The sequence below is a fragment of the Paraburkholderia guartelaensis genome (genome assembly GCF_004353905.1).
GTDB classification, from domain to species: domain Bacteria; phylum Pseudomonadota; class Gammaproteobacteria; order Burkholderiales; family Burkholderiaceae; genus Paraburkholderia; species Paraburkholderia guartelaensis.
This window is the reverse complement of record NZ_SMOD01000046.1, coordinates 1-22,833: the sequence shown is the minus strand read 5'-3', so window position 1 is coordinate 22,833 and position 22,833 is coordinate 1. Positions and strand designations below refer to the sequence as shown.

10 protein-coding genes and 1 pseudogene are annotated in these 22,833 nt (G+C 61.6%); 3 read left to right on the top strand and 8 right to left on the bottom strand.

The features are described 5' to 3' along the window. Positions 1-36: 36 nt before the first annotated feature. The 6 genes from E1N52_RS36310 to E1N52_RS36285 form a co-directional block, all read right to left on the bottom strand. On the bottom strand, positions 37-1,023 hold the full coding sequence (locus E1N52_RS36310) for a cupin-like domain-containing protein (RefSeq protein ID WP_133188918.1): 987 nt from the start codon (positions 1,021-1,023) through the stop codon (positions 37-39). 115 nt (positions 1,024-1,138) lie between these two features. Further along, the gene (locus E1N52_RS36305) at positions 1,139-2,284 is read right to left on the bottom strand and encodes an SGNH/GDSL hydrolase family protein (protein WP_133188916.1); all 1,146 of its coding nucleotides are present in this window, start codon (positions 2,282-2,284) and stop codon (positions 1,139-1,141) included. A gap of 31 nt (positions 2,285-2,315) precedes the next feature. Further along, entirely contained in the window at positions 2,316-4,619 is a 2,304-nt protein-coding gene (locus tag E1N52_RS36300; RefSeq protein ID WP_133188914.1) for a condensation domain-containing protein, read from the bottom strand. Between the two features lie 3 nt (positions 4,620-4,622). Then, positions 4,623-14,534: a non-ribosomal peptide synthetase/type I polyketide synthase gene (locus tag E1N52_RS36295; RefSeq protein WP_133188912.1), complete on the bottom strand. Its 9,912-nt coding sequence runs from the start codon at positions 14,532-14,534 to the stop codon at positions 4,623-4,625. 345 nt (positions 14,535-14,879) lie between these two features. Beyond that, positions 14,880-16,031 (bottom strand): acyltransferase family protein, encoded by a 1,152-nt coding sequence (locus tag E1N52_RS36290; RefSeq protein ID WP_133188910.1) that lies wholly within the window; start codon positions 16,029-16,031, stop codon positions 14,880-14,882. Between the two features lie 186 nt (positions 16,032-16,217). After that, the gene (locus tag E1N52_RS36285; RefSeq protein ID WP_246089372.1) at positions 16,218-17,003 is read right to left on the bottom strand and encodes a 4'-phosphopantetheinyl transferase family protein; all 786 of its coding nucleotides are present in this window, start codon (positions 17,001-17,003) and stop codon (positions 16,218-16,220) included. Between the two features lie 591 nt (positions 17,004-17,594). On the opposite strand from E1N52_RS36285, the gene E1N52_RS36280 reads away from it, so the two are divergent. The 3 genes from E1N52_RS36280 to E1N52_RS36270 all read left to right on the top strand — a co-directional run bounded on the left by E1N52_RS36280 (position 17,595) and on the right by E1N52_RS36270 (position 21,928). Then, entirely contained in the window at positions 17,595-18,503 is a 909-nt protein-coding gene (locus tag E1N52_RS36280; protein WP_246089371.1) for a glycosyltransferase family 2 protein, read from the top strand. A 308-nt stretch (positions 18,504-18,811) separates the two neighbouring features. After that, positions 18,812-20,683: an HAD-IIIC family phosphatase gene (locus E1N52_RS36275; protein ID WP_133188906.1), complete on the top strand. Its 1,872-nt coding sequence runs from the start codon at positions 18,812-18,814 to the stop codon at positions 20,681-20,683. Positions 20,684-20,764: 81 nt separating this feature from the next. Continuing rightward, on the top strand, positions 20,765-21,928 hold the full coding sequence (locus tag E1N52_RS36270; RefSeq protein ID WP_133188904.1) for a hypothetical protein: 1,164 nt from the start codon (positions 20,765-20,767) through the stop codon (positions 21,926-21,928). 49 nt (positions 21,929-21,977) lie between these two features. Here the strand turns inward: E1N52_RS36270 and E1N52_RS36265 are convergent, their stop codons facing one another. Together E1N52_RS36265 and E1N52_RS36260 are read right to left on the bottom strand one after the other, a co-directional pair. After that, entirely contained in the window at positions 21,978-22,379 is a 402-nt protein-coding gene (locus E1N52_RS36265; protein WP_133188902.1) for a hypothetical protein, read from the bottom strand. 205 nt (positions 22,380-22,584) lie between these two features. Then, positions 22,585-22,833, bottom strand: a pseudogene (locus E1N52_RS36260) (IS5/IS1182 family transposase); the annotation flags it as partial.

The window sequence follows — 22,833 nt, the reverse complement described above, 5'->3', positions numbered from 1 at the left end:
GTTGTCCGACTGGCGTAACGATTTCATCGCAGGCGTTCAGCGTTTGACCAGACGCCGAACTGCATTCAGCGGGGACTTCAATCGGGTCACCGGCGAGTGAACGACTTCCGCAAATGTTTTGGGGTGGCGATGTTCGAGCGTCGAGATGACTTTTCTTTTCAAGCTGTCACGCAATGGCGAAACACCGGGTGGCAACGGCTTCAGCCCCATCATGCGCAGAACGTAGTTAGCCTGATAAACCCGCGCGCGCTGCTCGAGCGACCTCATGCAGTAGTTGATGCTGATACTCACCGAAATGTTGTCGTCGTTCTTGACCCAATGCGGCGCCAATGAGGGGTGATGCACCACTTCACCCGGGTTGAGCCGGAAGATCGTGCCGCGACTCTGCAGTTGACGACGATAACGCGCGGCCTCGAAGTTGCCCGCGTAGTAGCGCTCCACTTCCTGGTCAGGCACCAGCTCGCGATCGGTAGCCGGGAAGAGGCATACGTCTTTCGAGCCCTGCAACTGGAAGAGGAAGTTGGTTTCGTGATCGATGTGGAAGGGCGTCGAGATATTCGGCGACGAGACCAGCAACGTCATCGTCACCAGGGTGATGTCGCTGCGCAGCGGGTAACCGGACAACTCCTCGAGCTCGGCCGTAATCGACTCAAGGACATGGGCGTAGTCCGCGTCGTAAAGGTGTGCCTGAGTCAGCTTGATCCATGAGTCGTTTTCGTGAACGCTCGCAAACGCCTCTTTCAGCCGCGTGCTATGCGGCATGGCGCTGAACCTGGCTTCCAGCGAACTATTCTTGAAGTTGATCGCGCGGACGTTGCCATTCTTTTCAAGCATCCGCAGGGCGACCTCCTCGATCCTTGGGATCTCGAACAAGCCGCTCTCATGCAACAGATGATTGAATTTGAACGGATGCAGATTGAAGTTGTTTTTGAATTCCTGATTGCAAGCGTGCAGGAATTTTCCGTCTGAGGTGAGCTGGGGGGATGCATCGGCCAACGCCGCACCATTGCTAGTCACAGACATGGCACACCTTTGCAGGTTAGAGGGATATTGCTTGCAGGCTACTATCGCGCCCGTGGGCCAGATGTGCGTTGACGAACATCCAAGCCGGTTTTGGCGTTTACCCGGGATGTGCGGTCTAGTTGACAGCTTCCTGCCTGGTCACCGAAGTTGTGTCGGCGGCTCTGAAGCTTGGCCTGAGAAAATCGACGACCTCGGCGTCCGTGATCGGTTTGATGTGCAGCCCGAAAGCGGCGTTCAGTGAAGTGACAAAGAACTGGGTCCAGAGCGTGTTCCAGACTACGCCGGCATGGCTGTCTGAAAGGAAGACATTGTGCGGATCGTCGCCGGACGTATTGGTGATGGACCAGCCAGGCGAGAGATGAACCGTCTTGTAATTTGGACGCCCTTGATCGTCGCGCTGGCCCCACATGCTTCTGAACCACGCTTCATCTTCGAGAACATAGACATGGCGATCTGCTGCGGCGAGCGCGCGCAAGCCATTGTTGAAGCGATCTATACCGGCGTCGATATTGGCTATCTCTCTTGCGGATTGCCAGCTTTCGAACTCGCCCGGCCAATCCGCGCCGCTGGCCGCAGTCGAGAGAACGACATAGGTATCCGGGTGATATTTGCGGATCAGCGCGACGGCTTCGCCAATTGACTTGATGCAAGCGTCGATCACGGCCGCGGGGTGCGATGCAGATGGATCGCGTGACATCTCATCAAATAGCTCGTGGCTGCTGAGATCGTTGTCACCGATCCGGATGAACACGATGCCGCCTCGCCATGCTTGTGGTTCTGTGTCCATCAAATCGACGAGACGGATCGCCTGGCGCTGCGATTGCCCCATCAACTGGCTGCAGGTCGCACCGCTAACCGCGAAGTTATAGCGGTAGTCCTGTTTGGGGGGCGTGCGGGCGAGCGCACCCAAAGCTTCGCTGGCGATGGCCCGATACTTCCCGGTTCCCCACGCGCCCCATTTGCCCTGGTCGATCTGGTCTCCCCGCAACTGGGCGAGCACCTCGGTCCACTGCCAGGTGGTCGCGCGCCACTTGCCTCCTCGCGCGCGCGGATCTCCCAACATCAGTGTGTCGTGGTAGGACTGGCTATTGGAGTCGCCAAGCACTGCGAGGCGCACCCTTCCCGAGGGCGGCTCCGACGCATTGGCGACGGCGACCGGCACACGGCGAAACAGACCGGGAACGGCTAGTCTGACAAAAAGGCCGGTGACGGACAGTGCGCCGAAAAGCGCGACCAGCAACACCCTACGCGAACGGGACATAGGCCATTTACCCTATCGTGGCGCACCGAGATCATGGCCCTTCAAGGGCGTTTTCCTGTTCGTCGTGCGCGGTTTCGGCAAAGCGGTCGAGTAGTTGCTTGCCCATGACCGCCGCGCCGGCCGCGCGGAACATCTGGTTGTGCATGCCAGGAACCTCGGTGACGACCAGTTTGCCGCTGATCACTTCACCCCAGCCCATGTCGTGCGCAAACAGGCGGCCCTTAAGCACCTGACCGCTGCGGAAGATCTGGACATTGCCGTCGTAGGTCTTCGGACGATATCGTACCTGCTGCTCACGCAGATAGCCGATATTGCGGCCATACCAGAGGTTGTCGTCGATCATGTTGTTCGCGCTGTCGTTCTTCAGGAGGCCGAACTTCACGGCGAGCTGGGTGAGACGAAGCCAGCGAACGGTCCGAAACTGCTGGAGGAACGCAATCATGGACATCTCGCCACGCTTCGCCAGGCGGTAGTCGCGCGGAATGTCGTCCATACGCACCTGAACTTTGCGCAACAGGCGATCGTACCAGGGCATCGATTCCCGATACCCCGGGCACCAGGAGTCGGTGAGGACGACGAGCTCCACCGTCTCGCCTTCGCGGCGCAACTGGTGAGCCGCCTCCAGCGCCATCGCGCCCAGCACACAGTAGCCCATGAGAATATAAGGGCCGCTTGGCTGGATCAGTCTGATGAGTCGCACGGCGTCCGCGGCGAGATCCTCGAAAGCGCGCAACGGGAAGTTGGGCTGAGGCGTCTTCGGCACCATGGGAACGTCGACGATGGGCCGCACGTCGCCGACCTGTTTGGCCAGTTCATACAAGACCGCGATGTTGTTGAGCACGATGACGGGCGTTTGCGAACCCTCCTCGTTGAAGCGCACGACGTTGTGCGCTTTCGCCTCCAGCTCCGCACGGCTCATAAAACCGCTGACGCCGACGCCGCCCGCGACTTGCGCCGTGTCGTTTCCGGCGGCGGGCGCGAGCGCTCGCTGCGGTATGACTTCGGCGGCTTCCAGCACCTCGCGCCATTGGGCCAGATAGCGGTCGATCGTCTCGATGTCGTAGAGGTCCGTATCGCCCTCACAGGAGATGCGCCAGCCTTCCGGGCGCCGCACCATGAAGAAGTTGAGGTCGTAGAGCGCGCCCGCGTTGAAGGAGGGCGAAGTCGTCGCGGCGAAATCCTGGCGGCGGACCTCGTCGCCCATGCCGACGAAGCTTTGCTGCAACGCGAAGTTGACCGAGCATAGCGGCGGCCGGTTCATATCCGATACATCGCCTGCCATCTCCATCATCTCTTCGAACGGCACGTGCAGATGCTCGATAGCGTCGCTGAGCTTGGCGCCACACTGTGCGGTGACATCGGCAAGCGTACTGCCCTGGGTCACATCGAGGCGCAGGATCACCGTGTTGATGAGCGGCCCGATTACGCCTTCGAGTTCCTGCTGATCGCGCACCGACATCTGCGTGCCCATGGCGACTTTGGGCTGCCCAGTCGTCTTTTGCAGCGACATCGCGAGGCCCGCGGCCGCCACGCTGAAGAGCGTCACGCCTTGTGCCTTGGCGGCCGCGATCAGACGCTCGCTCATCTCGCCCGGCAACAGAATCGAGCGAATGACGCCCTGGAAGCGCCGCTCCGGTGGCCGGGGGCGGTCGCCCTTTACGTCGAAGCGGCTGAACCCTTTAAGCTCCTGGCGCCAATGGACACGAGCGCGATCGATCGCCGCACTGGCCAGGAACTCACCCTTCCATAGCGCGTAATCGCCATGGTGCAGGTCGACGTCCGCGTACTCGGGTTCATGGCCCGCGTGCAACGCCGCGAGTCCTTCCACGAGTTCGCGCACGAGGATCGCGAAGGACCAGCCGTCCATCACGAGCGAATGGAACGTCAGCTGCAACTCGCCTTGCGTGCTCGACCTTGGCAACCACACGGCCCGGAAGAAGGACGCCGACGACAGGTCGAAAGGCGTGCGTGCCTGCTCTTGACCCACACGCTGGGCCTCGGCCAGCGCCGCCTGTTCGTCCAGACCGCCGAGATCCACCACCTCGAGCCGGAAGGGGGCGCGGCTCCAGACCTGCTGGCGCAGCCCCGCACCCGTCATCAGGAAGCCGGTGCGCAAGATCTCGTGCCGCGCGACCAGTTCGCTGAGCACCTGTTCGATGCTCGCGGTGGTGAGCGGCCCCGACAATTGCAGCCGGAAGGCGATGTTGAGCGCGGAGGCCTTAGGCGACGCCTTCTGCTCGTGCCAGTAGCGTACCTGGCAAGCGGTCGCCGGGAAGAGGGCGTGGCCCGCCTCGACCTCCTGCACAGGTGCGATATTCAAGGCTATCGAGTTCATCGCTCAGGCTCCTTCGGCAATCCTGCGCTTGAAGTTGAGGATCGACGGCCGCGCCACGGCGGGCGCCTCGACCGGCTCGTCCGTCTGCGTACCGTCAAGGCTCGCGGCCAGCTGCTCGATCGTGACGTTCTTCATGAGCTGACGCGCATCCACGCCCAACCCGCGCTCGTTCATTCGTGCAACGATGCGGAAGAGCTGGAGGCTGTCTGCACCGAGGCTGAAGAACTTCTGATCGATACCCACCTGCTGCAGCCCGAGCACCTCGCCCCAGATCGCCGCGATGGTGGCCTGCGTCGGCGTCATGACCGCGGGTTCGGCTGCGGCGACCACGATTTGCGCGGGTTCGCTCGCCGCCGGTTCGACCGGCACCGGCGCTTGCGGCACGACCTTGAGCGCGGCATGCGGCTGGCGCACCGGCGCGGCCACCATGTCCGCCGTCGGCACGGGCAGGGCCTTGCGGTCGAGCTTGCCGTTGCTGGTCTGAGGCAGTGCGTCGAGCGTCATCCACAGCGTCGGCACCATGTAGGACGGCAGTTGCCCGGCGACATGCGCCGCGACTGCGCTCTGATCCGGCTTGTCGGAGCCAGCGCCGACCAGGTAGCCCACGAGGCGCGCGCTGTCGGCCACGGTATGCAGGGCGACGGCGGCTGCGGCAACACCGGGAGCTTTGCGCAGGGTGGCCTCGATATCCTCGATCTCGATGCGGAAGCCGCGCAGCTTGATCTGCTGGTCGCGACGGCCCAGGTGCTGGAGCGAGCCGTCGGCGAGCCGCTTCGCGAGATCGCCGGTGCGGTAGAGCCGGCGCGGTGCTGCGCCTTCGACGGCAACCGACTTGAAGGCGGCATCGGTCAGGTCAGGGCGGTTGAAATAGCCCTTCGCCAGGCCTTCACCGCCAATCCACAGTTCGCCGCTCACGCCTTCGGGCGCCAGATGCAGGTCGTCGGTCAGCACGTGCAGGTCGGTATTGGCGAGCGGCGCGCCGATCACCACCGGTGCGTTCGCAACGACACGCGAGGCGGAGGACCAGATCGTCGTCTCGGTCGGGCCGTAGAGGTTCCACACCTCCGCGCCGGTCGCGAGCAGGTCGTCGGCGAGATCGCGCGGCAACGGCTCGCCGCCGCACAGGATCTTGAAGCCCTTCGGCGCCTTGAAGCCGGCCTCGAGCAGCATGCGCCACAGCGAAGGCGTCGCCTGGAGAACAGTGGCGGCTTCTTCCTTCAGGCGGGTCACCAGCTCGAAACCGGTGCGCACTTCCGCATGGCCGGCGATGAAGGTCCGCCCGCCGGCGATGAGCGGCAGGAACAGCTCGAGACCCGAGATATCGAAGGAGAACGTCGTCACCGCGACGATGCTGTCCCTGACCGTAAAGCCCGGCGCGTGCGCCATCGAGAGCAGGAAGTTGCTCAGCGCGCGATGGCCGATCTCCACGCCCTTGGGCTGACCCGTCGAGCCCGACGTGAAGATCACGTAGGCCGAATCCGCGTCCGTGACGGCGGGCAGCGCCACAGTCTCGTCGTCGTCCTGCGCGAGGAGCGCCTCCACGTCCAGCACGCGATGCGCGCCCGGCTCCAGCACCGTGAGGCTTGCCTCATCGCTGAGGATGGCGGCGATGCCGGCGCCATCGAGAATCTGGCGCAGGCGTGCAGGCGGCATCGTCATGTCGAGCGGCACGTAGGCGCAGCCCGCGCGCCACACGCCGATCATGGCAGCCACGATCATGGCGCTGCGTTCCATCGCGAGGGCGACGCGTGAGCCCGACGCGATACCCGCCGCCATGAGCCGGCGCGCGATCTGGCTGGCGCGCGCATCGAGTTCGCCATAGGTCAGGCTCGTCGATTCGTCCGACACGGCCGTCGTATCCGGAGCCTGCCAGGCCTGCGCAGCGATCAGCGCCGGCGTCGTCTGCGAGAGATCGTAGTCGCGCTGGGACGCGTTCAGCTCGTCACGCAGATGGTGGATTTCCGCATCGCTCAAGAGCGGCAGTGCTGCGACAGGCATTTCGGCATCGCGTGCGATCGCCGTCAGCAAGGTTTCGTAGTAGCCGAGCCAGCGCTGGATCGTCGTTTCGTCATAGACGTCGGTGTTGAAGTCGCAATCGAGACGCAGACCCTGTGCCGATTCGATCACGTTCAGGAACAGATCGAAGTTGCTGTAGGCCTTCGCGTTCGGCGCGAAGTGCGTGGTGACGCCTGCCATGTCGAGTTCGCCGTCGACCTTTTCCAGGTTGAACTGCAGGTCGGTCAGCGGCAGCCGGTTGAGATCGCGCTTGATGCCGAGATCGCGCACGAGTGCGCCGTAGGTGTAGTTCTGGCGGTCGCCTGCATCATAGAGGTGATCACGCACTGCCTTCATGTGCGTGGCGAACGGCTTCTCGCGGTCGAACTTCACGCGCAGCGGCAGGAAGTTGACGCAGTGCCCGACCAGCAGCGCTTCGCCCGCTTGCGACTGGCCAGCCATCGGCGCGGCGATCACCACATCGTCATTGCCGGACAGACGGCCGAACAGCACCTGAGCCGCGCCGAACAGCGTGGCGAACAGCGAGCAGCCCTGCTTCGAGGAAGCGGTCTTCACTTGCTTGAGAAGATCGGCTCCCAGATGGCGGGTCGTCGAAGCGCCGTTGAAGCTCTTGCGTTCCGGACGCGGGCGGTCGCCGGGCAAATCGGGTTGCGGCGCCGGGACGCGATGGACGTTCATCCAGAACTCGCGCGTTTCCTTCTCGACACCGATCTCGTCCTGCGCCTTGGCGAAGGCAAGGAAGCTCTGCACCTCGTCGAGTTCCGGCTGCGTGCCCCAGACTTCTGCGGCGTAGAGCGCAGCCAGATCGCGCAGGATGATGTTGATCGACCAGCCGTCGCAGACGATGTGATGCGCCGTGAACACGAACGCCCACTTCTGCGCTTCGAGGCGCACCAGTGCGGCGCGCGCGAGCGGCGCCCGGGTCAGGTCGAAAACTTCGCGGGCTTCCGCGTCGATGATGGCCTTGAGCTCGCCCGCCGGATCGGCGTGAGTGGAAAGGTCGATCGGGACCAGCGGCACGGTCGTCGTCGGTTCCGCGAACATCATGTCGCCCACGCGCGAGAAGTGCACGCGCAGCGCATCGTGGCGGGCAACCGTCGCGGCGAAGGCGCGCTCGAACGCGGCCTCGTTGAGCTTGCCATTGAGTTCGAGCGTGAACGACTCATTGAACGCGAGCGAGGCCTCATGGCCCTGCTGGGCCGACATCCAGATTTCCTTCTGCGGCTCGGTGAGTGCCGATTGCGTGAGCGCCGGTTCGGCCTGCGTCAGCGCCGCGGCGTCCTGCACGCCACCGAGAATGCCGACGCGCTGGAGTGCATCGATACTCGCGATGAAGGCGTCGCCGATCTTGCGGATGTCCTCGTCCGAATGGCTCGTCGTCAGGAAGCAGGGGAAGCCTTCCATGATATGCACGCCGAGGTAGCGCATATACGGATAGAAGAGGCTGCCGAGGCGATCCTCGCCTGCGAGATTCACATAGAACCAGCTCGAGAAGGATTCGGCCCGCGTGGCGATGCCGACCTTCTCCAGATGCGCGTTGACACGCTGCACGAGGCCGGCCATGCGCTCGCCGAGCCCTTCCTGCAGCGCCGGGCCCGCTTCCTTGAGGTGCAGGAGGACGGCTTTCATCGCGGCCAGCACGACGGGATGGCGCACGAACGTGCCTGCGAAGAACGTCGGCGGAACTTCGGGTACCGAAGCATCGCCGAACTGCCACTGACCACCGTCGAGCGCGTCCATGTACTGCGTGGTGCCGGCGAGCACGCCGATGGGCAGGCCGCCGCCGACCACCTTGCCGTAGGTCGCCATGTCGCCCTGGATGCCCCACAGGCCTTGCATGCCGGCCGGATGGACGCGAAAGCCCGTTACGACCTCGTCGAAGATGAGGGCCGACTCATTGGCGGCCGTCACGTCGCGCAACTGCTGCACGAACTCCTTCGGACGCAGATTGGGATGGCGCGACTGCACCGGCTCGATCAGGACGGCTGCGATATCGTCGATATTTGCCTTGATCCACTCGAGGCTTTCGGGACGCGCGTAGGGCAGCACGACCATGTTGCCCACGGAGGTCTGCGGAATTCCCGGAGCGAGCGGGAATGCGCGCGGCACGCCCGCTTCGCTGCCCGGCTTCACGAGCACTTCGTCGAACTGGCCGTGATAGTCGCCGTCGAAGCAGACGACCTTGTCCTTGCCGGTCACCGTGCGCGCGAGGCGCATCGCCGCCATCACGGCTTCCGAGCCGGTATTGCAGAACGTGACGCGCTGATGGCCGGTCATCTCCGAGAACATCTGGGCGACTTCGCCGGCGAGCGGCGACTGCGGTCCGATAGCGAAGCCTTCCGCCAGTTGCGCGTTGACCGCGGCAACCACGAAATCGGGCGTGTGGCCGAACGCGGTCTGGCCGTAGCCGTTGACCACGTCGATGTATTCGTTGCCGTCCACGTCCCAGATCTTCGAGCCCTTCGAGCGCTGGGCGACGATCGGATAGACAAGCTCCTTCCATTCCTCGCGGAAGCCGCTGGCGGTACGCGGATCGGCAAGCACGGCGCGATAGGACTGCGTACGAGACTTGGAAGTGGCTGTTTTGGCCGAGTAGCGCGCCGCCAGATCGGTGATGAACGCCTGCTGCGCGTCGGTCATCTGGGCCGAGTGCGAGGCGCCGGGCTTGTACGCGGTGAAGCGCGACGGGCGGTTCTCCTCGAACTTGATCTCGGGGCCGGCGGCGTGCGCGGGCGCGGCGGCCGGTGCGGGCGCTGCGGCGGCAACGACCGGGGCGGCTGCGATGGCCGGTGCGGCGATCTGAACCGCTGCGGGCTGCTGAACGGCCAGCGGCGCACCTTGCAGCACCTCGAGCTGACGCGCCATCACCGACTGCATCGCGGCGAGCTGGTCGCGGATCACCGACTGGAGGTCGCCGGTGGCTGCCTGAACAGCCACAGGTGCAGCCACCTGCACTGCCGCAACGGCGACCGGAGCAGCCGAGACTTGAACAGCGGCCGGCGCAACAGCAGGTGCAGCAACCGGCGCAGCCTCAGCAGGCACTTCCGGATCGGGCGGCATGGCGCCATCGAGGAACTGCGCGAGGGCAGGCAGCGTCGGATAGTCGCTCATGATCTGCCGGAAGCTGATCGTGACGTCGTAGCGGCGGCGCAGCTGCCGCGATACTTGCCCCATGAACAGCGAGTCGTAACCGAGATCCCAGAAGGTCACGTCCGGATTGGACGTATCCGGTGCTTCGCCGGACATTTCGGCGAGCAGCGACGCCAGTTCGGCAATGAGACGCGGTTTGCGGTCGATTTGGACGGTTTGGGCCATGGCGGTCTGGGGAGTATCGATTAGGGCTTCGGACGGGGCTTGTGCGGCAATCGCTGGGGCAACGGTCGTCGGCTGGCGTGAAGAGGCGGTTGCCGGGGCGTCAATCCAGTGCCGTTCCGGCTCGAAGGGGTAGGTCGGTAGCGAAACGCGGCGGCCGGCTTCAGCCCGCAGCGTTTTCCAGCTCGGCGTGACGCCGTTCAGCCACAGGCGCCCGGTCGCCTCGGCGAGGACGGCAAGCTCGCGCTCGCGCGTCGCGAAATCGGGCAGCGAGGCAATCGCGCCCTGATGCCGGTCCTTGGGCAAGCCCTGCAGGACAAAGGTCGAGAGCGTGCGGCCCGGGCCGATTTCGAGCAGCAGCGGCTTGCCCTCTGCCGTGACCGTGGCCAGCGCGTCGCTAAAGCGCACGACATTGCGGCAATGGCTGGCCCAGTACTGTCCCGAGACCGGCTGATCCATCGCCGCCCACTGCCCGGTCACGGAGGACACGTACGGAATCTTCGGCCGCGCGAAAGACAGGCTGTTCGCGACCTTGGCCAGATCGTCGACGACGCCCGACATCATGCGAGAGTGGAACGCGTGCGAAGTGTGCAGACGTCGATGCTCGATATCGCGCGCCTTGAGCGTGGCCTCGAATGCCTCGATGGCGGCGAAGGGGCCTGCCACGACGCTGAGCGTCGGCGCATTGATCGCGGCGAGATCGACATCCGCGGGCAACATCGGGCTGAGTTCGGCCTCCGACAGGCGCACGACCAGCATCGCGCCCGGTTCGGCGGACTGCATGAGCGCGCCGCGTTGCGCGATCAGGCGCAGCGCATCCTCGAAAGCGATCGCCTCCGCCACGCAGGCCGCAACCAGCTCGCCGACGCTGTGGCCGATCATGGCTGCCGGCTTGACGCCGCGCGAGATCCACAACTGCGCGAGCGCATATTCGACGAGGAAGAGCGCAGGCTGCGCGTAGATCGTCGAGCGGATGGGGTGCGGGGTGTCGTCGCCTTCCGGGGCTTCGCTCAACAGCAGTGTGCGGATGTCCAGGCCGAGATGAGGAGCCAGTGCCTCGGCGCCCTTGTCGATCCACTCACGATAGACCGGCTCGGTGCGATAGAGCGCGGCGCCCATGCCCGGATACTGCGCGCCCTGGCCGGGGAACATGAAGACGACCGCAGGCGTGGCCTGCGGCGCCTGTGCTTCGATCGCGCCTTTCTGGAGCTTGGCCTGGGCCTGCTCCACGCTCTCGGCGACCACGACGGCGCGGTGCGCGAAATCGCGGCGGCCCGTTTGCAGTGTCGCGGCCACGTCGGCTAATGCGATCTCCGGATGGCTGGCGAGGTGGGTGGCGAGGTTCGCCTTCGCGCGTTCGAGCGCCGCCGTGCTGCGGGCCGACAGCGGCAGGATCTGAGGTTGTTCGCTTTGCTCGCCCGAGGCGTTGCGGCAAGGCGCCTCCTCCAGCACCACATGGACGTTCGTCCCGCCGACGCCAAGCGAACTCACCCCTGCGCGGCGCGGCGTGGCGCCATCAGCCCAGGGACGCACGGCCGTATTGAAGAAGAACGGACTGTCGGTCAGGTCGATGCCGGGGTTGGGCGAGCGGAAATGCGTGAGCGGCGGCAACGTGCGGTTGCGCAGCGCGAGCGACGCAGCGATGAAACCCGTTACGCCCGCGGCCGCGTCGAGGTGCCCCACGTTGGCCTTCGCCGAGCCGAGCGCGCAGAACTGGCCGCCCTCGGCGCCGCCCAGACGGAACGCCTGCACGAGGCCCGCGAATTCGATCGGATCGCCAAGCGGCGTAGCCGTGCCATGGGCCTCGACATAGCCAATCGAGGCCGGATCGATGCCAGCCTCGGCGTGCGCGATGGCAATGGCGCGGGCCTGGGCGTCGACGCTCGGCGCGGTGAAGCCGACCTTGTCGGAACCGTCGTTGTTGATGCCCACGCCGCGGATCACGGCATAGATCGGATCTTCGTCGGCGATGGCGTCTTCGAGACGTTTGAGCAGGACGACGCCCGCGCCGCTGCCGAATACCGTGCCCTTCGCGTCGGCATCGAACGGACGGCACACGCCGTCGGGCGCACCCATGCCGCCTTCTTCATAGAAGTAACCGCGCTTCTGCGGGAAGGTGATCGAGACGCCGCCGGCCAGCGCCATGTCGCAGCGTCCGGCACGAAGGTTCTCGACGGCGAGGCTGATCGCGGTGAGCGAGGTGGAGCATGCCGTCTGCACGGAGATGGCCGGCCCCGTGAGCCCGAGCTTGTAGGCGGTGCGGGTGGCGACGAAATCGCCGGCCCCAACGAGCTTTTGATACTCGCCGATCTGGAACTGGCTCGTAAATTCGTCGATGACCGCGCGATCGGACAGGATGTGCTTGAGGAAGTACGTGTTCATCGACGTGCCGGCGAACACCCCGACGGCGCCGGTGATCGTCGCCGGGTCGTATCCGGCATCTTCGAACGCTTCCCACGCGATCTGGAGGAAGAGGCGCTGCTGCGGGTCGGTCAGCGCGGACTCGCGCGCGAGCATGCCAAAAAAGCCGGCATCGAAGTGATCGACATCCGCCAGTATCGGCCGCGCCTTGACATAACTCGCGTCGCGTCGCGACTTGTCGTCGAAACTGTCCTCCAGTTCCGCCAGGTCGAAATGCGTGATGCAGTCGCGCCCCGCGAGGATGTTCGCCCAAAATTCGGAGACATTGCGCGCGCCCGGAAACCGCCCGGACATGCCGACGACTGCGATCGCTCCGCTTTGCGCGCCTCGGCGTTGACGGATCGTCTCTTTGCCTGCTGGGAGCGTCGTGCGCAGCTGCGCAGCCAGCGCCTCGACATTGGGGTGACGGAACAGATCCACCAGCGCGACCTTGGCTGCGACGTCGCGCGCGATGATGGCGTGCGCGCGCATCAGATCGAGCGAGCGCAAGCCGAGGTCGAAGAAGTTCGCGCGGCGGTCGACGGGTTTGCCGAGAAGCCCTTCGAATACGGACGCGAGCTTGTCGGCAATGTCGTCGTCAACGGGCAAGGGCGCTGCCGATGATTCGGATTGCGTATCGATTTCCGCAAGCAGCGCTTTGCGGTTGATCTTGCCATTGGGCGTCAGTGGAAAGTCGGGCAGCACACGCAGTTCCGACGGCATCATGTAGTCGGGCAGTGCGGACTTGAGATAAGCGCGGATTTCTTTCAGGAGAACGTCAGCGTCCGCCGCATCGGCTTTCACGAAGCCAGCGATGGCCTTGCCCATGCGGCCATCGAATGCCGCCACGGCCGCGTCGGCCACGCCGGGCGCCACGCGCAACGCATGTTCGATTTCGTCGAGTTCGATGCGTTTGCCTGCAATCTTGATCTGCCGATCGTTGCGGCCCAGAAATTCGATTGCGCCGTCCGCGCGACGGCGTACGAGGTCGCCCGTGCGGTAGAGCTTGGCGCCGGGAGCGAAAACGTCGTCGACGAACTTCTCCGCCGTCAGTTCGGGGCGGTTGAGATAGCCGAGCGCGACGCCGTCGCCGCCGGTGACCAGTTCGCCGACTTCTCCATCGGCAACGGGCACGAGCTTGTCGTCCACGATGTAGGCACTCGTGCCTGCGATGGCGTAGCCAATGGGAATGGCATCGCCATGCGCGAGCGCCTCGCCTTCTCGCGGAATGCGATAGCAGCAAGTGAAGGTCGTGTTCTCGGTCGGGCCGTAGCCATTGATGATCTGCAGACCCGGATGAGCCTCCATGACCTTTCGAACATGGACGGGAGACAGCACGTCCCCGCCCGTCAGCGCCTCCTTGAGCGGAAGAAAGGCTTCCAGCCGATAGTCGGCGAGCGCATTGAAGAGGCCAGCCGTGAACCAGGCGCTGGTAACGCCAAGTCGCGCTATCTCGGACGCGATCGTGTCGAGAGAGGGCTGGACCTCGTTGATGATGGCGGCACAGCCGCCGTTCAGGAGCGGTCCCCAGATCTCCAGCGTGCTTGCATCGAAGGCGAGCGGCGCGAGGTTGAGGAAGCGCGTGTGGGGCGAAAGCTCGGTGAACGTCTGGCCCTGCACGAGGCGCAGGATCGCGCGCTGCGGCACGATCACGCCCTTGGGCTTGCCGGTCGAGCCTGAGGTGTACATCACGTAGGCAGCGTCGTCACGAGTGCTAGCGTGGAGCGGCGCGGGCTCGGCGGCCTCGGCCGCCGCCACGACATGCTCGAGATCGACCGAGACGCCGTTCAGTTCGCCAACGCTGGCGAGCGCGGCCGCTTCAGCGATGATGAGCTTGGGCGAGCAGTCGGAAACGATGAAATCGAGCTGCGCCTTCGGATAGGCGCGGTCCAGCGGCACGTAGACGGCGCCCAGCCGCAGGATCGCCAGCATCAAGGCGAGCGTGTCGCGGCTGCGCGAAACCATGATCGCGCAGCGCTCGCCGGGCTCCAGTCCCATTTCGTGCAGGACGGTGGCGAGCCGCGCCGAACGTTCGCCGAGGGCGGCGTAATTTTCCTCGCCCGTGGCGTCAATCACAGCAAGATGATTGCCGAACTCGGCACATATGGCATCGAAGCGCGCTGCCACGCCAGGCACATGATTGGTCCCGCCCGGCAAAACGCCTGAAAGTCCATCTCTGTGTGACATTTGCTACTCCCCCACAATTTTGACGAAGGTCCCGTGCTGAGCAAGGCGAGGGCGATGGGCTCGCGGCACTTGCGCAGAACGGCAGCCGGTCACAGGAAGCACAAGCGCCAGGCGGCTTTGCGCACCCGGCTCGTGTCCCAACTTTAAAATTTGCTGTAGGAGGAAGTTAATCTTCCGCGGGATGCCTATCCGTTCGCCGTCGCACACATGGTGTACTGCAACAACACATCGCACGCGCACGCTGGGGCCCACGGGAGAGGGGATTGGCGCAACGCGATGCTGGTTTTCCCGCCCGTTGCTGTGCTGAGGGGCGAGGGCGGCAACCGTCAAAAGGAGGCTTGAGCGCTATCTGTGTCCGTCGAGTTGCACCAGCTCGCTGGCGAGGACGCGCCGTTGCATCGACCTTCTGCGCAGTACTCCCATCGCAGGGCGCTCGACCAGCAGATGGAAGATGTATGCCGTCGCAAGCCCGACCGGAAAGAGTCCAATCGACCAGAGAATGCTGACCTGCCTTGTCCCATGAAACAGACATGAGGCCAGAAGCATGAAGATCGGTATGTGCACGATGTAGAGCGAATAGCTGAAATCCCCGATTTTCTCGAGCGCGCGCATCGCAAGGCCGTGGTTCGCGTGCGCATGCAGCATCACGACAAATAACGGCGTGAACGCGAGCGCCCAAGGCAGGCACCAGAGGTATCGCGCATCTCGCATCGACGCGACACAGCCGAACACCAGCAGGATTGGCGATGCGACGAGGAGGTACCGTCGCGGAAAACGCAGTCCTCGCACCTCGCGTTCCGCGATCCACGCGCCGAGGTACCACGAAGACCAATACGTCGCGAAGATGAGCGTCCCGCGCCGCTCGAGCAGCACATAGGAAACCACACTCAGCGCCATGAGCCACGCGAGCAGATGATCCGGCCCAAGCCGCCGCTGCGCGGCCAGCAGCAGCGGATAGAGCATATAGAACTGAACCTCAAGCGACAGGGTCCAGAGCACGGTATCCGAACCGTAGACTGGCGAGGCGACGCCCTGTATCCCAAGCAGATTCGCGAAGAAGGTCCGCAAACTCAGATCGCCTAATTGCTCGTTATGCGGCAAATAATGGAGACTGATGCTGTCGAGCGCGAACGTAAGCAGTAACGCGCAAAACAGCACGGGATAGATACGGATGAAACGCCGTAACAGGAACTCTCGCGCGTCGAGCCGGTACTGCGGATTACGTGCGAGCCGCACCGCCTGACTGTGATGAATGCAGTAGCCACTGATAACAAAAAAGATCGGTACGCCGATCGGGCCCCAGACGAACGGGATCGACAGGTAGGCCAGCACCGTGTCGAGCGAAATCGCCCGGTGATGCCCCGCGATGAACGCCCGAATGCCAATCCACGTAAGCAACCGGCAATGAAAATACGCGACAGCCATCGCGGCGACGCCACGCATCGCATCGATCATGCGCGCTCTGTCAGCATCTCCCCCAGCTACGGCCTGGTTCATGGCATGTCTCGCCTTCGCGTGGCTTCGCCAAACGCTTGCGGCGTGCCCGCGCGTTGTTATGTGCTTCCATGGATTTAAGCGAGGCGGCGCCGAAACCTCTGTGCGCCGACATACATAATTTATGCGCAATGGGTATGCATATCCCGTGGGGCGACGCTGAGACTGTCGTGGCCGACCTCTTGCCGGTCAATTCATCTCGACGATTGACCATTCGGCGCGCCTCGCGGCCACCGCTCCCGCGCACGTCCGGCCGGATGTCAAGGCGCGAACGCGCCAATGCGCCGCTTCCTGCGCCTCGCCGCCGACGAAGCGCGGTGTCGTGTCGCCGTGAACGGCAAGATCGAACTCGAAATGCTCCGGCGGCAGTATGAAGCCGGTGCCGAGCGCCTTCAGGCAGGCCTCCTTGCGCGCCCACGTTTCAAAGAAAACCGTTTGCCGTTCTGATGCCGGGAGCGCGTCGAATTGTTCGCGCTCGCGAGCGGAGAAGACTTGAACCGGCATGCTCTCCTCGATTGCGCGAATATGTTCTACGTCGATCCCCACCTCGAAACCGTTCGAAACGGCGAGCGCCGCCGTATTCTCGCTGTGGCTCAGGTTGAAGCAGATCCTCCATCCGGCAGGTCGGCTCGTGCAAAACGGTTTGCCTTCCGGCCCATACTCGAGTGCGACCGCCCGCGCAGGGAGCCCAGCATAGTGGCCAAGAATCTGTCTGAGTTTTCCCCGTCCAGTCACGTAGCGGCAGCGATGCAGCTCGAAGCGAAAGTTGCCGGCCCGCTCGTGTTCCTGCGCGGATAGCGTCTTCCAGTACCGATCAAATTCACTTACGCAGGCGTCGAGGTCCCATTGCCAGACATGGACTTCTTGCATGGTTGGCGGTGTGAGTGGCGACAAGGACATTGAGGGCCTGGTTCGGCTTGCGGTGGGAAGTGTCGGTGCGGCACGGGGCTGCGCGCCACCCGGTTGAGTGCGCAACGAGTGGCCTACGCACAAGAGAATGTACAGATACAACTCTCGCGGATTTGTTGGGCAACCCACGGAACGAGACTTGCGACACGGCCTACGATCCATCAAAGCGTGTGAAATTACGCTGCACTGCGTGCGCGCATGTGTACGGGGTTCGACGAGCCGACGCGGCAATTGCCGAAACAAGGCGTCGACACAAAACCTGTGAGGCTCTCCGAAAGCAGCTGGGCTGCCTGGTCCTTTGTGACTTGATGCGGCGCCGGACGAATCGTCTATTGCTGTGGCTTCCAGAACGCCTGTCGATTGCGTTCGTTATTGAACTGAGTCAACTCCATGGTCTTTGAAATGATTGGTCCGAAACCCGTTTGGGGGAGGTTTGCCAATCTGGTTTGTATGGAATTAGAAAGTATGTTTAATTTTTGTGTAAGAAATATTTCCGGATTCCTAACGGGTATCTCTGTTCAGGTAAGAAACGGTAAGAATATGTGCGATTGACGTGCTACCAGATCGAGACCGATAGTTTTACTCTTTGCACGAGGAAGTTGTCGAAATTCAGATTCGAGGTGTGGGATGCGGTGTGATTTTGACAATGTCTACAACGTGAGTGTGATCATTCCACACTACAACAGCCTTGATTTGCTTTGGGTGGCAATAGACTCGATTTCCAGTCAAACCGTTGTTCCGCGGGAAATTATTGTCGTCGATGATGCATCGGGGCTGCAGTTCGAATTGCCGAGTCGTTGCGGAGACAACATTGTCTTGCGCCTGATTCGCGCAAGCGAGAACCATGGTGCGGCATGGTGTCGAAACCGGGGCATTGAGGAGGCCACCGGTGATCTGATCGCCTTCCTCGACGCTGACGACCGATGGCTTCCGAACAAACTCGAGCGCTGCATCGCCGCGTTCGGCCCCAAGCCTGAGGGGAACGAAGCGAAGGTGCTCTTCAGCAACGTCGTGCTAACGGACACCGGGCGGCGCATCCTGGGCAACCGCTCGCCCTACGATGGGCAGTCGATGCTCGACTTCATCCTGCTGGAGGGGGGCTATATTCAGACCTCGTCGATCATGATGTGGCGTCATCAGTACCCGCTGATCAGCTTCGACGGGTCGTTGCGCCGTCATCAGGATTGGGATTTTGCCATTCGAGCTGAAATGGCCGGTTGCGTATTCGTTTATCTGCACGATGCACTGGTGGAGTATTCCTTGAGTGAAAGCCCCGCCAGAATATCGAAGGCCGTCAGTTGTGAGCCGAGTCTCGTATTTTTCGAAAAATATAATAAACAGATGTCAAAGGGGCATGTCTCATCGTTTATATTTAATGTTCTGATTTACAAGAAAATGAGTATTGCCTTGAGACTTGCCATTGTCGAGCGAGTTTTGTTAAGAGAGATAGAGATTCCCAGCAAGGATTGGGCGTCGCACTTTGCGAGGCTGCTTATCGGGTGGGGCGGTGTGAATTTAATCAAGCAGTTGAGACGAATAATCCAGGCTGAGGATTATTCGACTTGAGTTTCATCGGCCTCGAAAAATAAAAGTCATAGCCGGCGGCCCGGCAAGCTTGCATATCCAGTTTCCTCCCCTCCAGATTGCCGCCTTGAAGTTCGAAGCTCTCGTCAAGGGCTGGTTCCTCCCCCTTTTTTATCTCCCCGATCGGTCCCGTTTTGCTGAGGACGTTTATAAACGTCGTGCGTGCCGTCGTAGGGATCATCCGGTCGGGGTTGTGTATGTCGGCGCACAGATGGTGCATCTGCGCTCTGCTCTAATCTCAAGGCCGATGCCGCCTGCGGGTGGAGAACGTTTCGACTTCGAGGTCCTAAATGCGTCAATTTGTCCGCGATTTGTTTTACTCGTCGGTCGCCGATAAACAGGTCAATATACCGCTACCGCCGACGTCGCTCGCGATCCATTCTCGCAAGCTCAATATATTGCTGCTCGGCACGTGTTCTGTGGAGATGCTCGTCAAGCGAAGCGCAAACTCCGGGCACAACATCCGGCACATACTGATGGGCTCGAGACGCCATGCGCCGATCCCGGACGCCGCGCCAACCGATGACGTCGTCGTCGTGAATCTCACGCTCCGCCACATTCTGGGCGAAGTGACGCAAATGTCCGAACCTGTGGTGGACATGGTCTTTTCTCGCCTGCGTTCGGACGAGGAAGCGCGCTCGTTGCTGGAGAGAACAGGGGAATATCTCGCTGAGAAAGTGGCGCAGGTCGCCGCGCAGATCACGACAGCTCCGCTCGTCTTCATGTCGTTTTTCGAGCCGAGCTTCAATTACGACGGCGATCTCATCGATCCATTCGCTGTGACATCGCCCGGATATCTGGTGCGTGAGATCAACCGGCTTCTGTCGGACGCTGTGCGCAAGACAAACAATTGCTACTTTCTCGACGCCAACGAGATACTGAATTTTGTCGGCCGCCGGCACCTGCAGGACGATGTCCTGTTGAGCAGCTCCCACGCTTCGTTCATCAACGATTGGGACTTCAAGCTGGACGCGAATCGGCTGATTGCGCCCAAAGCGATTGGCAATATCCTGACATATGAGGTCGCGTCCCGCGAATTTACCCTCGCGTTCCTTTCCCGGATCGAAGCGATAGTCAAGGTCATCGAGCAGCGAGACCCTGTGAAGCTGATTATCGTCGACCTCGACGACACCATGTGGCGCGGCGTGGCAGCGGAAGGCGAGAGCGTGAGTCAGGAGCAACGCATCGAAGGCTGGCCTATCGGTCTTGCTGAAGCCTTGCTGTTCTTCAAGAAGCGCGGCGGATTGCTGGCGATCTGCAGCAAGAATGAAGAAGCGCCCACCATTGAACGGTTCAACGCCATCTGGCGCGGCGCGATCACGATGGACGACTTCGCGTGCGTGCGCATCAACTGGAAACCCAAGTCGCAGAACATCCTTGAAATCCTCAAGGAGGTGAACCTGCTTCCAGGCAACTGTGTCTTTATCGACGACAACGACCGTGAGTTGTCGGAGGTGAAGGCGGCGATTCCTGCCATACGTTGCCTCGGCGGCAATCACTACGATTGGCGGCGAATCATTCTGCGATCGGCCGAAACGCAGGTCCCCATCGTCACCGAAGAGTCATCGCGCCGCACCGAACTCGTGCGCGCGATCTCGCAGCGCGAAGCCAGTGCCGACGCGAACAATGGTGTTTCGCGGGAAGAGTGGCTAGCTTCGTTACAGCTTCGCCAGTCATTCTTCTTGATCAAGACTCCACAATCCAGACACTTCGATCGCGCGTTCGAGCTTATCAACAAGACGAATCAATTCAATACGACCGGGAAAAGATGGGAACGGTCGGAGTTCGAGGCGTTCATAAGCCAGGGCGGGTACTGCGTGGTCTCTTCGCTGCGCGATAAATTGATCGACAACGGCATCATCTCTGTTTGCCTGATCAATGGCGAAAAGATTGTCCAGGTCGTTCTGTCGTGCCGCGTGTTTGGGCTCGGCGCAGAGTTGGTCGTCGGGGCGATTGCTACGCGATTGGCGCTGAAATCCGGATCTGAAGTCCGCGCTGAGCTGGTCGATACCGGAAGGAATGCGACCTGCCACGACTATTTCAAACGGCTCGGGTTCTCCCAAACGGCCGTGGGTTTGTACTCGCGCACCGCGAACGAGCTGCCGTCCTATATCGAGATCGAGAATCTCGGCGCGGCGGAGTTTCCTCCTGTGCGGATTTAAAAGAGACGTGTAAAAAACCTCGACCTTCCCGATAAGTCGTGTCGCTCGTAATCTTCAGCCGCATAATCCGAGGCGTTGAGTATGGCAAACAACATCAGGAAGTGGGTGGGTGTGCTCACCATCGCCGCATGCTGTGGCTGGGTGCTTCGTGTCGGCCTGACGCAGCCCGATCACAGCGGGTTCAACTGGGACGTCATTGGCTATGTGGCGTCCATGTACAAGCAGGACGGTCTTTCCGGCGAACCATTGAGGCGTGCTGTCTTCGAGAACGTACTTAAGGAGGTTGGTGAGAGCGACCTCGAAAAGCTGACGGCGGGCGCCTCCCGAAGTCAGCATGGTTCCAGTCCGGCGGAACAGGTCCCTGATGCCACTTATCGCGCGACGGTATTCAACGATCCCGTCTCCCTCGAACAGCAAATACCTTTCTACTCGATACGCGTGCTGTATCTGCAATCGATTCGAATCGTCGATCATTTCGTCCACTCTTATTCGAGTTCATCGATTCTCGTCAACGCAATCTACGCGGCACTTTGCGTGCTCATAGTGGCACTGTTGCTCGAGCATTTCCGGATTTCGCAGCTGTATCTTCCGGCAATTATTTATATTTCGAAACTTACGACCATTGGGCGCATCTCCTCTCCGGACGCCCTTGCTTGCTTGTTATCGCTGCTGGCACTGCTGCTTCTGGTGAAACGCAGCAGATGGGTGTTCGTGGCAATCGTTGCACTTCCGTTGGCCAGAACCGATTTCGTCATTTTGTCGCTGATCCTGTGCTTGTTTTCATTCCGGTTGTTTCCGACACGCATCACGTTGCTTTCTGCAGCGCTCTCGGTTGGGTTGCTTGTTGTCGACAATCATCTCAACGGAAACTACGGCTTCTTGCGGGTGTTCAACTTCACGCTATTCGGTGTCGACCCGTATCCAGCGACTATGGAAAATTCAGCGCGTCTCACAGACTACGTGAATGCGTACATATCAGGTGCGAAGAGATCGCACAGCCAACACCTCCTTGTCTACATGTTTTCATTGGTGCTTTTTGGCATGCGGTTCTATAGACGAAATCCGCTTGCTGAACCGGACTATATATTCATCGCGTCAATGCTTTTTGTTTCCTTGCATCTGATTCTCTTCCCGCTCTATCTGGAAAGATTCTTTGTGTTCCCTGTGATTGTTTCGCTGATTTTCATGATCAACCGGATGGCAGAAGGGGCCGGCCTGGCAGCCGGACGATTGAGGCACGCCTGACATCGTGGCGTTCGCGCCGGGATGTGCACGTTGCGCTGGCGCCATGCGCCTACTCCCGCGGGGCAGGACGCGAGAGAGCGCCCCTTCCCGAGGGAACGCTCAAAGGCCAATGACAGGCTATTGCCGCAGCCAGCAGGACATAGGTCGCGAGGAAGTAGTAGGTCAAAGAATGCACTCGAAGACCAAACAAACCTTCAAGGCATAGCGGCAGGATGGTCAAGAAGGGGAAAATCCTCAAAAATATGCCCACCCAGCCATCACCTCGGGACGAAAGAATCATCGACAAATAAAGGCAAACGGAAAAAACGCTGAAATCGTACGACATCAATCTTGGATTCAGCAGAATGAGAATTGCGAGAAAATAGAACAGCTCGCCGGCGGAGCTGATCCGCAGAGAGCTTTGTGCATGCCGGCCCCGAAGGGCCATCGACGCCAGCACGACGAGAAGCATCAGAAGGAGATGGAGGACAAACCCTACTTTCCCCATCCCAAACCTGGAAAAAACGCCAAGAATCGAGATTCCAGCGTCCCCATGGTGAACGATCTGACCGTAGAGGGCGCCCTGGAATCCCTCCCATAGTTGCGGGTAAAAAACAGGTTGGACTATGTAGTCGCCCCTGAACAATTCGTTTTGGCCGTCATCGGCAACATCGGCGTCAGCGGGCGGATGCTCTCTGATCGACAGCGAAGAACAGGGCGATGAGAACAAGGGCGTAAAAAAGCCGCAGCTTCCTCAGGATCATCCGCAGGTTGTGACCGGCGCCGCATAGCACAGCGTGCATCGCGTCACCGAGCGCTCCCTTCAGCCAGTTCCGATCGAGTTTGCCATCTGTCTTCATGTGGCCGATGGCTGGCTCGATCGCACTGCGCCGTCTGATCATCGCTCGTAGTCTCCGCGTGATGCC

Bases quoted from the DNA above. Each gene is read 5' to 3' on its own strand.
- E1N52_RS36270 (WP_133188904.1), top strand. From the start codon at position 20,765: ATGGCAAACAACATCAGGAAGTGGGTGGGTGTGCTCACCATCGCCGCA.
- E1N52_RS36300 (WP_133188914.1), bottom strand. From the start codon at position 4,619: ATGAACTCGATAGCCTTGAATATCGCACCTGTGCAGGAGGTCGAGGCG.
- E1N52_RS36290 (WP_133188910.1), bottom strand. From the start codon at position 16,031: ATGAACCAGGCCGTAGCTGGGGGAGATGCTGACAGAGCGCGCATGATC.
- E1N52_RS36295 (WP_133188912.1), bottom strand. From the start codon at position 14,534: ATGTCACACAGAGATGGACTTTCAGGCGTTTTGCCGGGCGGGACCAAT.
- E1N52_RS36305 (WP_133188916.1), bottom strand. From the start codon at position 2,284: ATGTCCCGTTCGCGTAGGGTGTTGCTGGTCGCGCTTTTCGGCGCACTG.
- E1N52_RS36265 (WP_133188902.1), bottom strand. From the start codon at position 22,379: ATGCTTCTCGTCGTGCTGGCGTCGATGGCCCTTCGGGGCCGGCATGCA.
- E1N52_RS36310 (WP_133188918.1), bottom strand. From the start codon at position 1,023: ATGTCTGTGACTAGCAATGGTGCGGCGTTGGCCGATGCATCCCCCCAG.
- E1N52_RS36275 (WP_133188906.1), top strand. From the start codon at position 18,812: ATGCGTCAATTTGTCCGCGATTTGTTTTACTCGTCGGTCGCCGATAAA.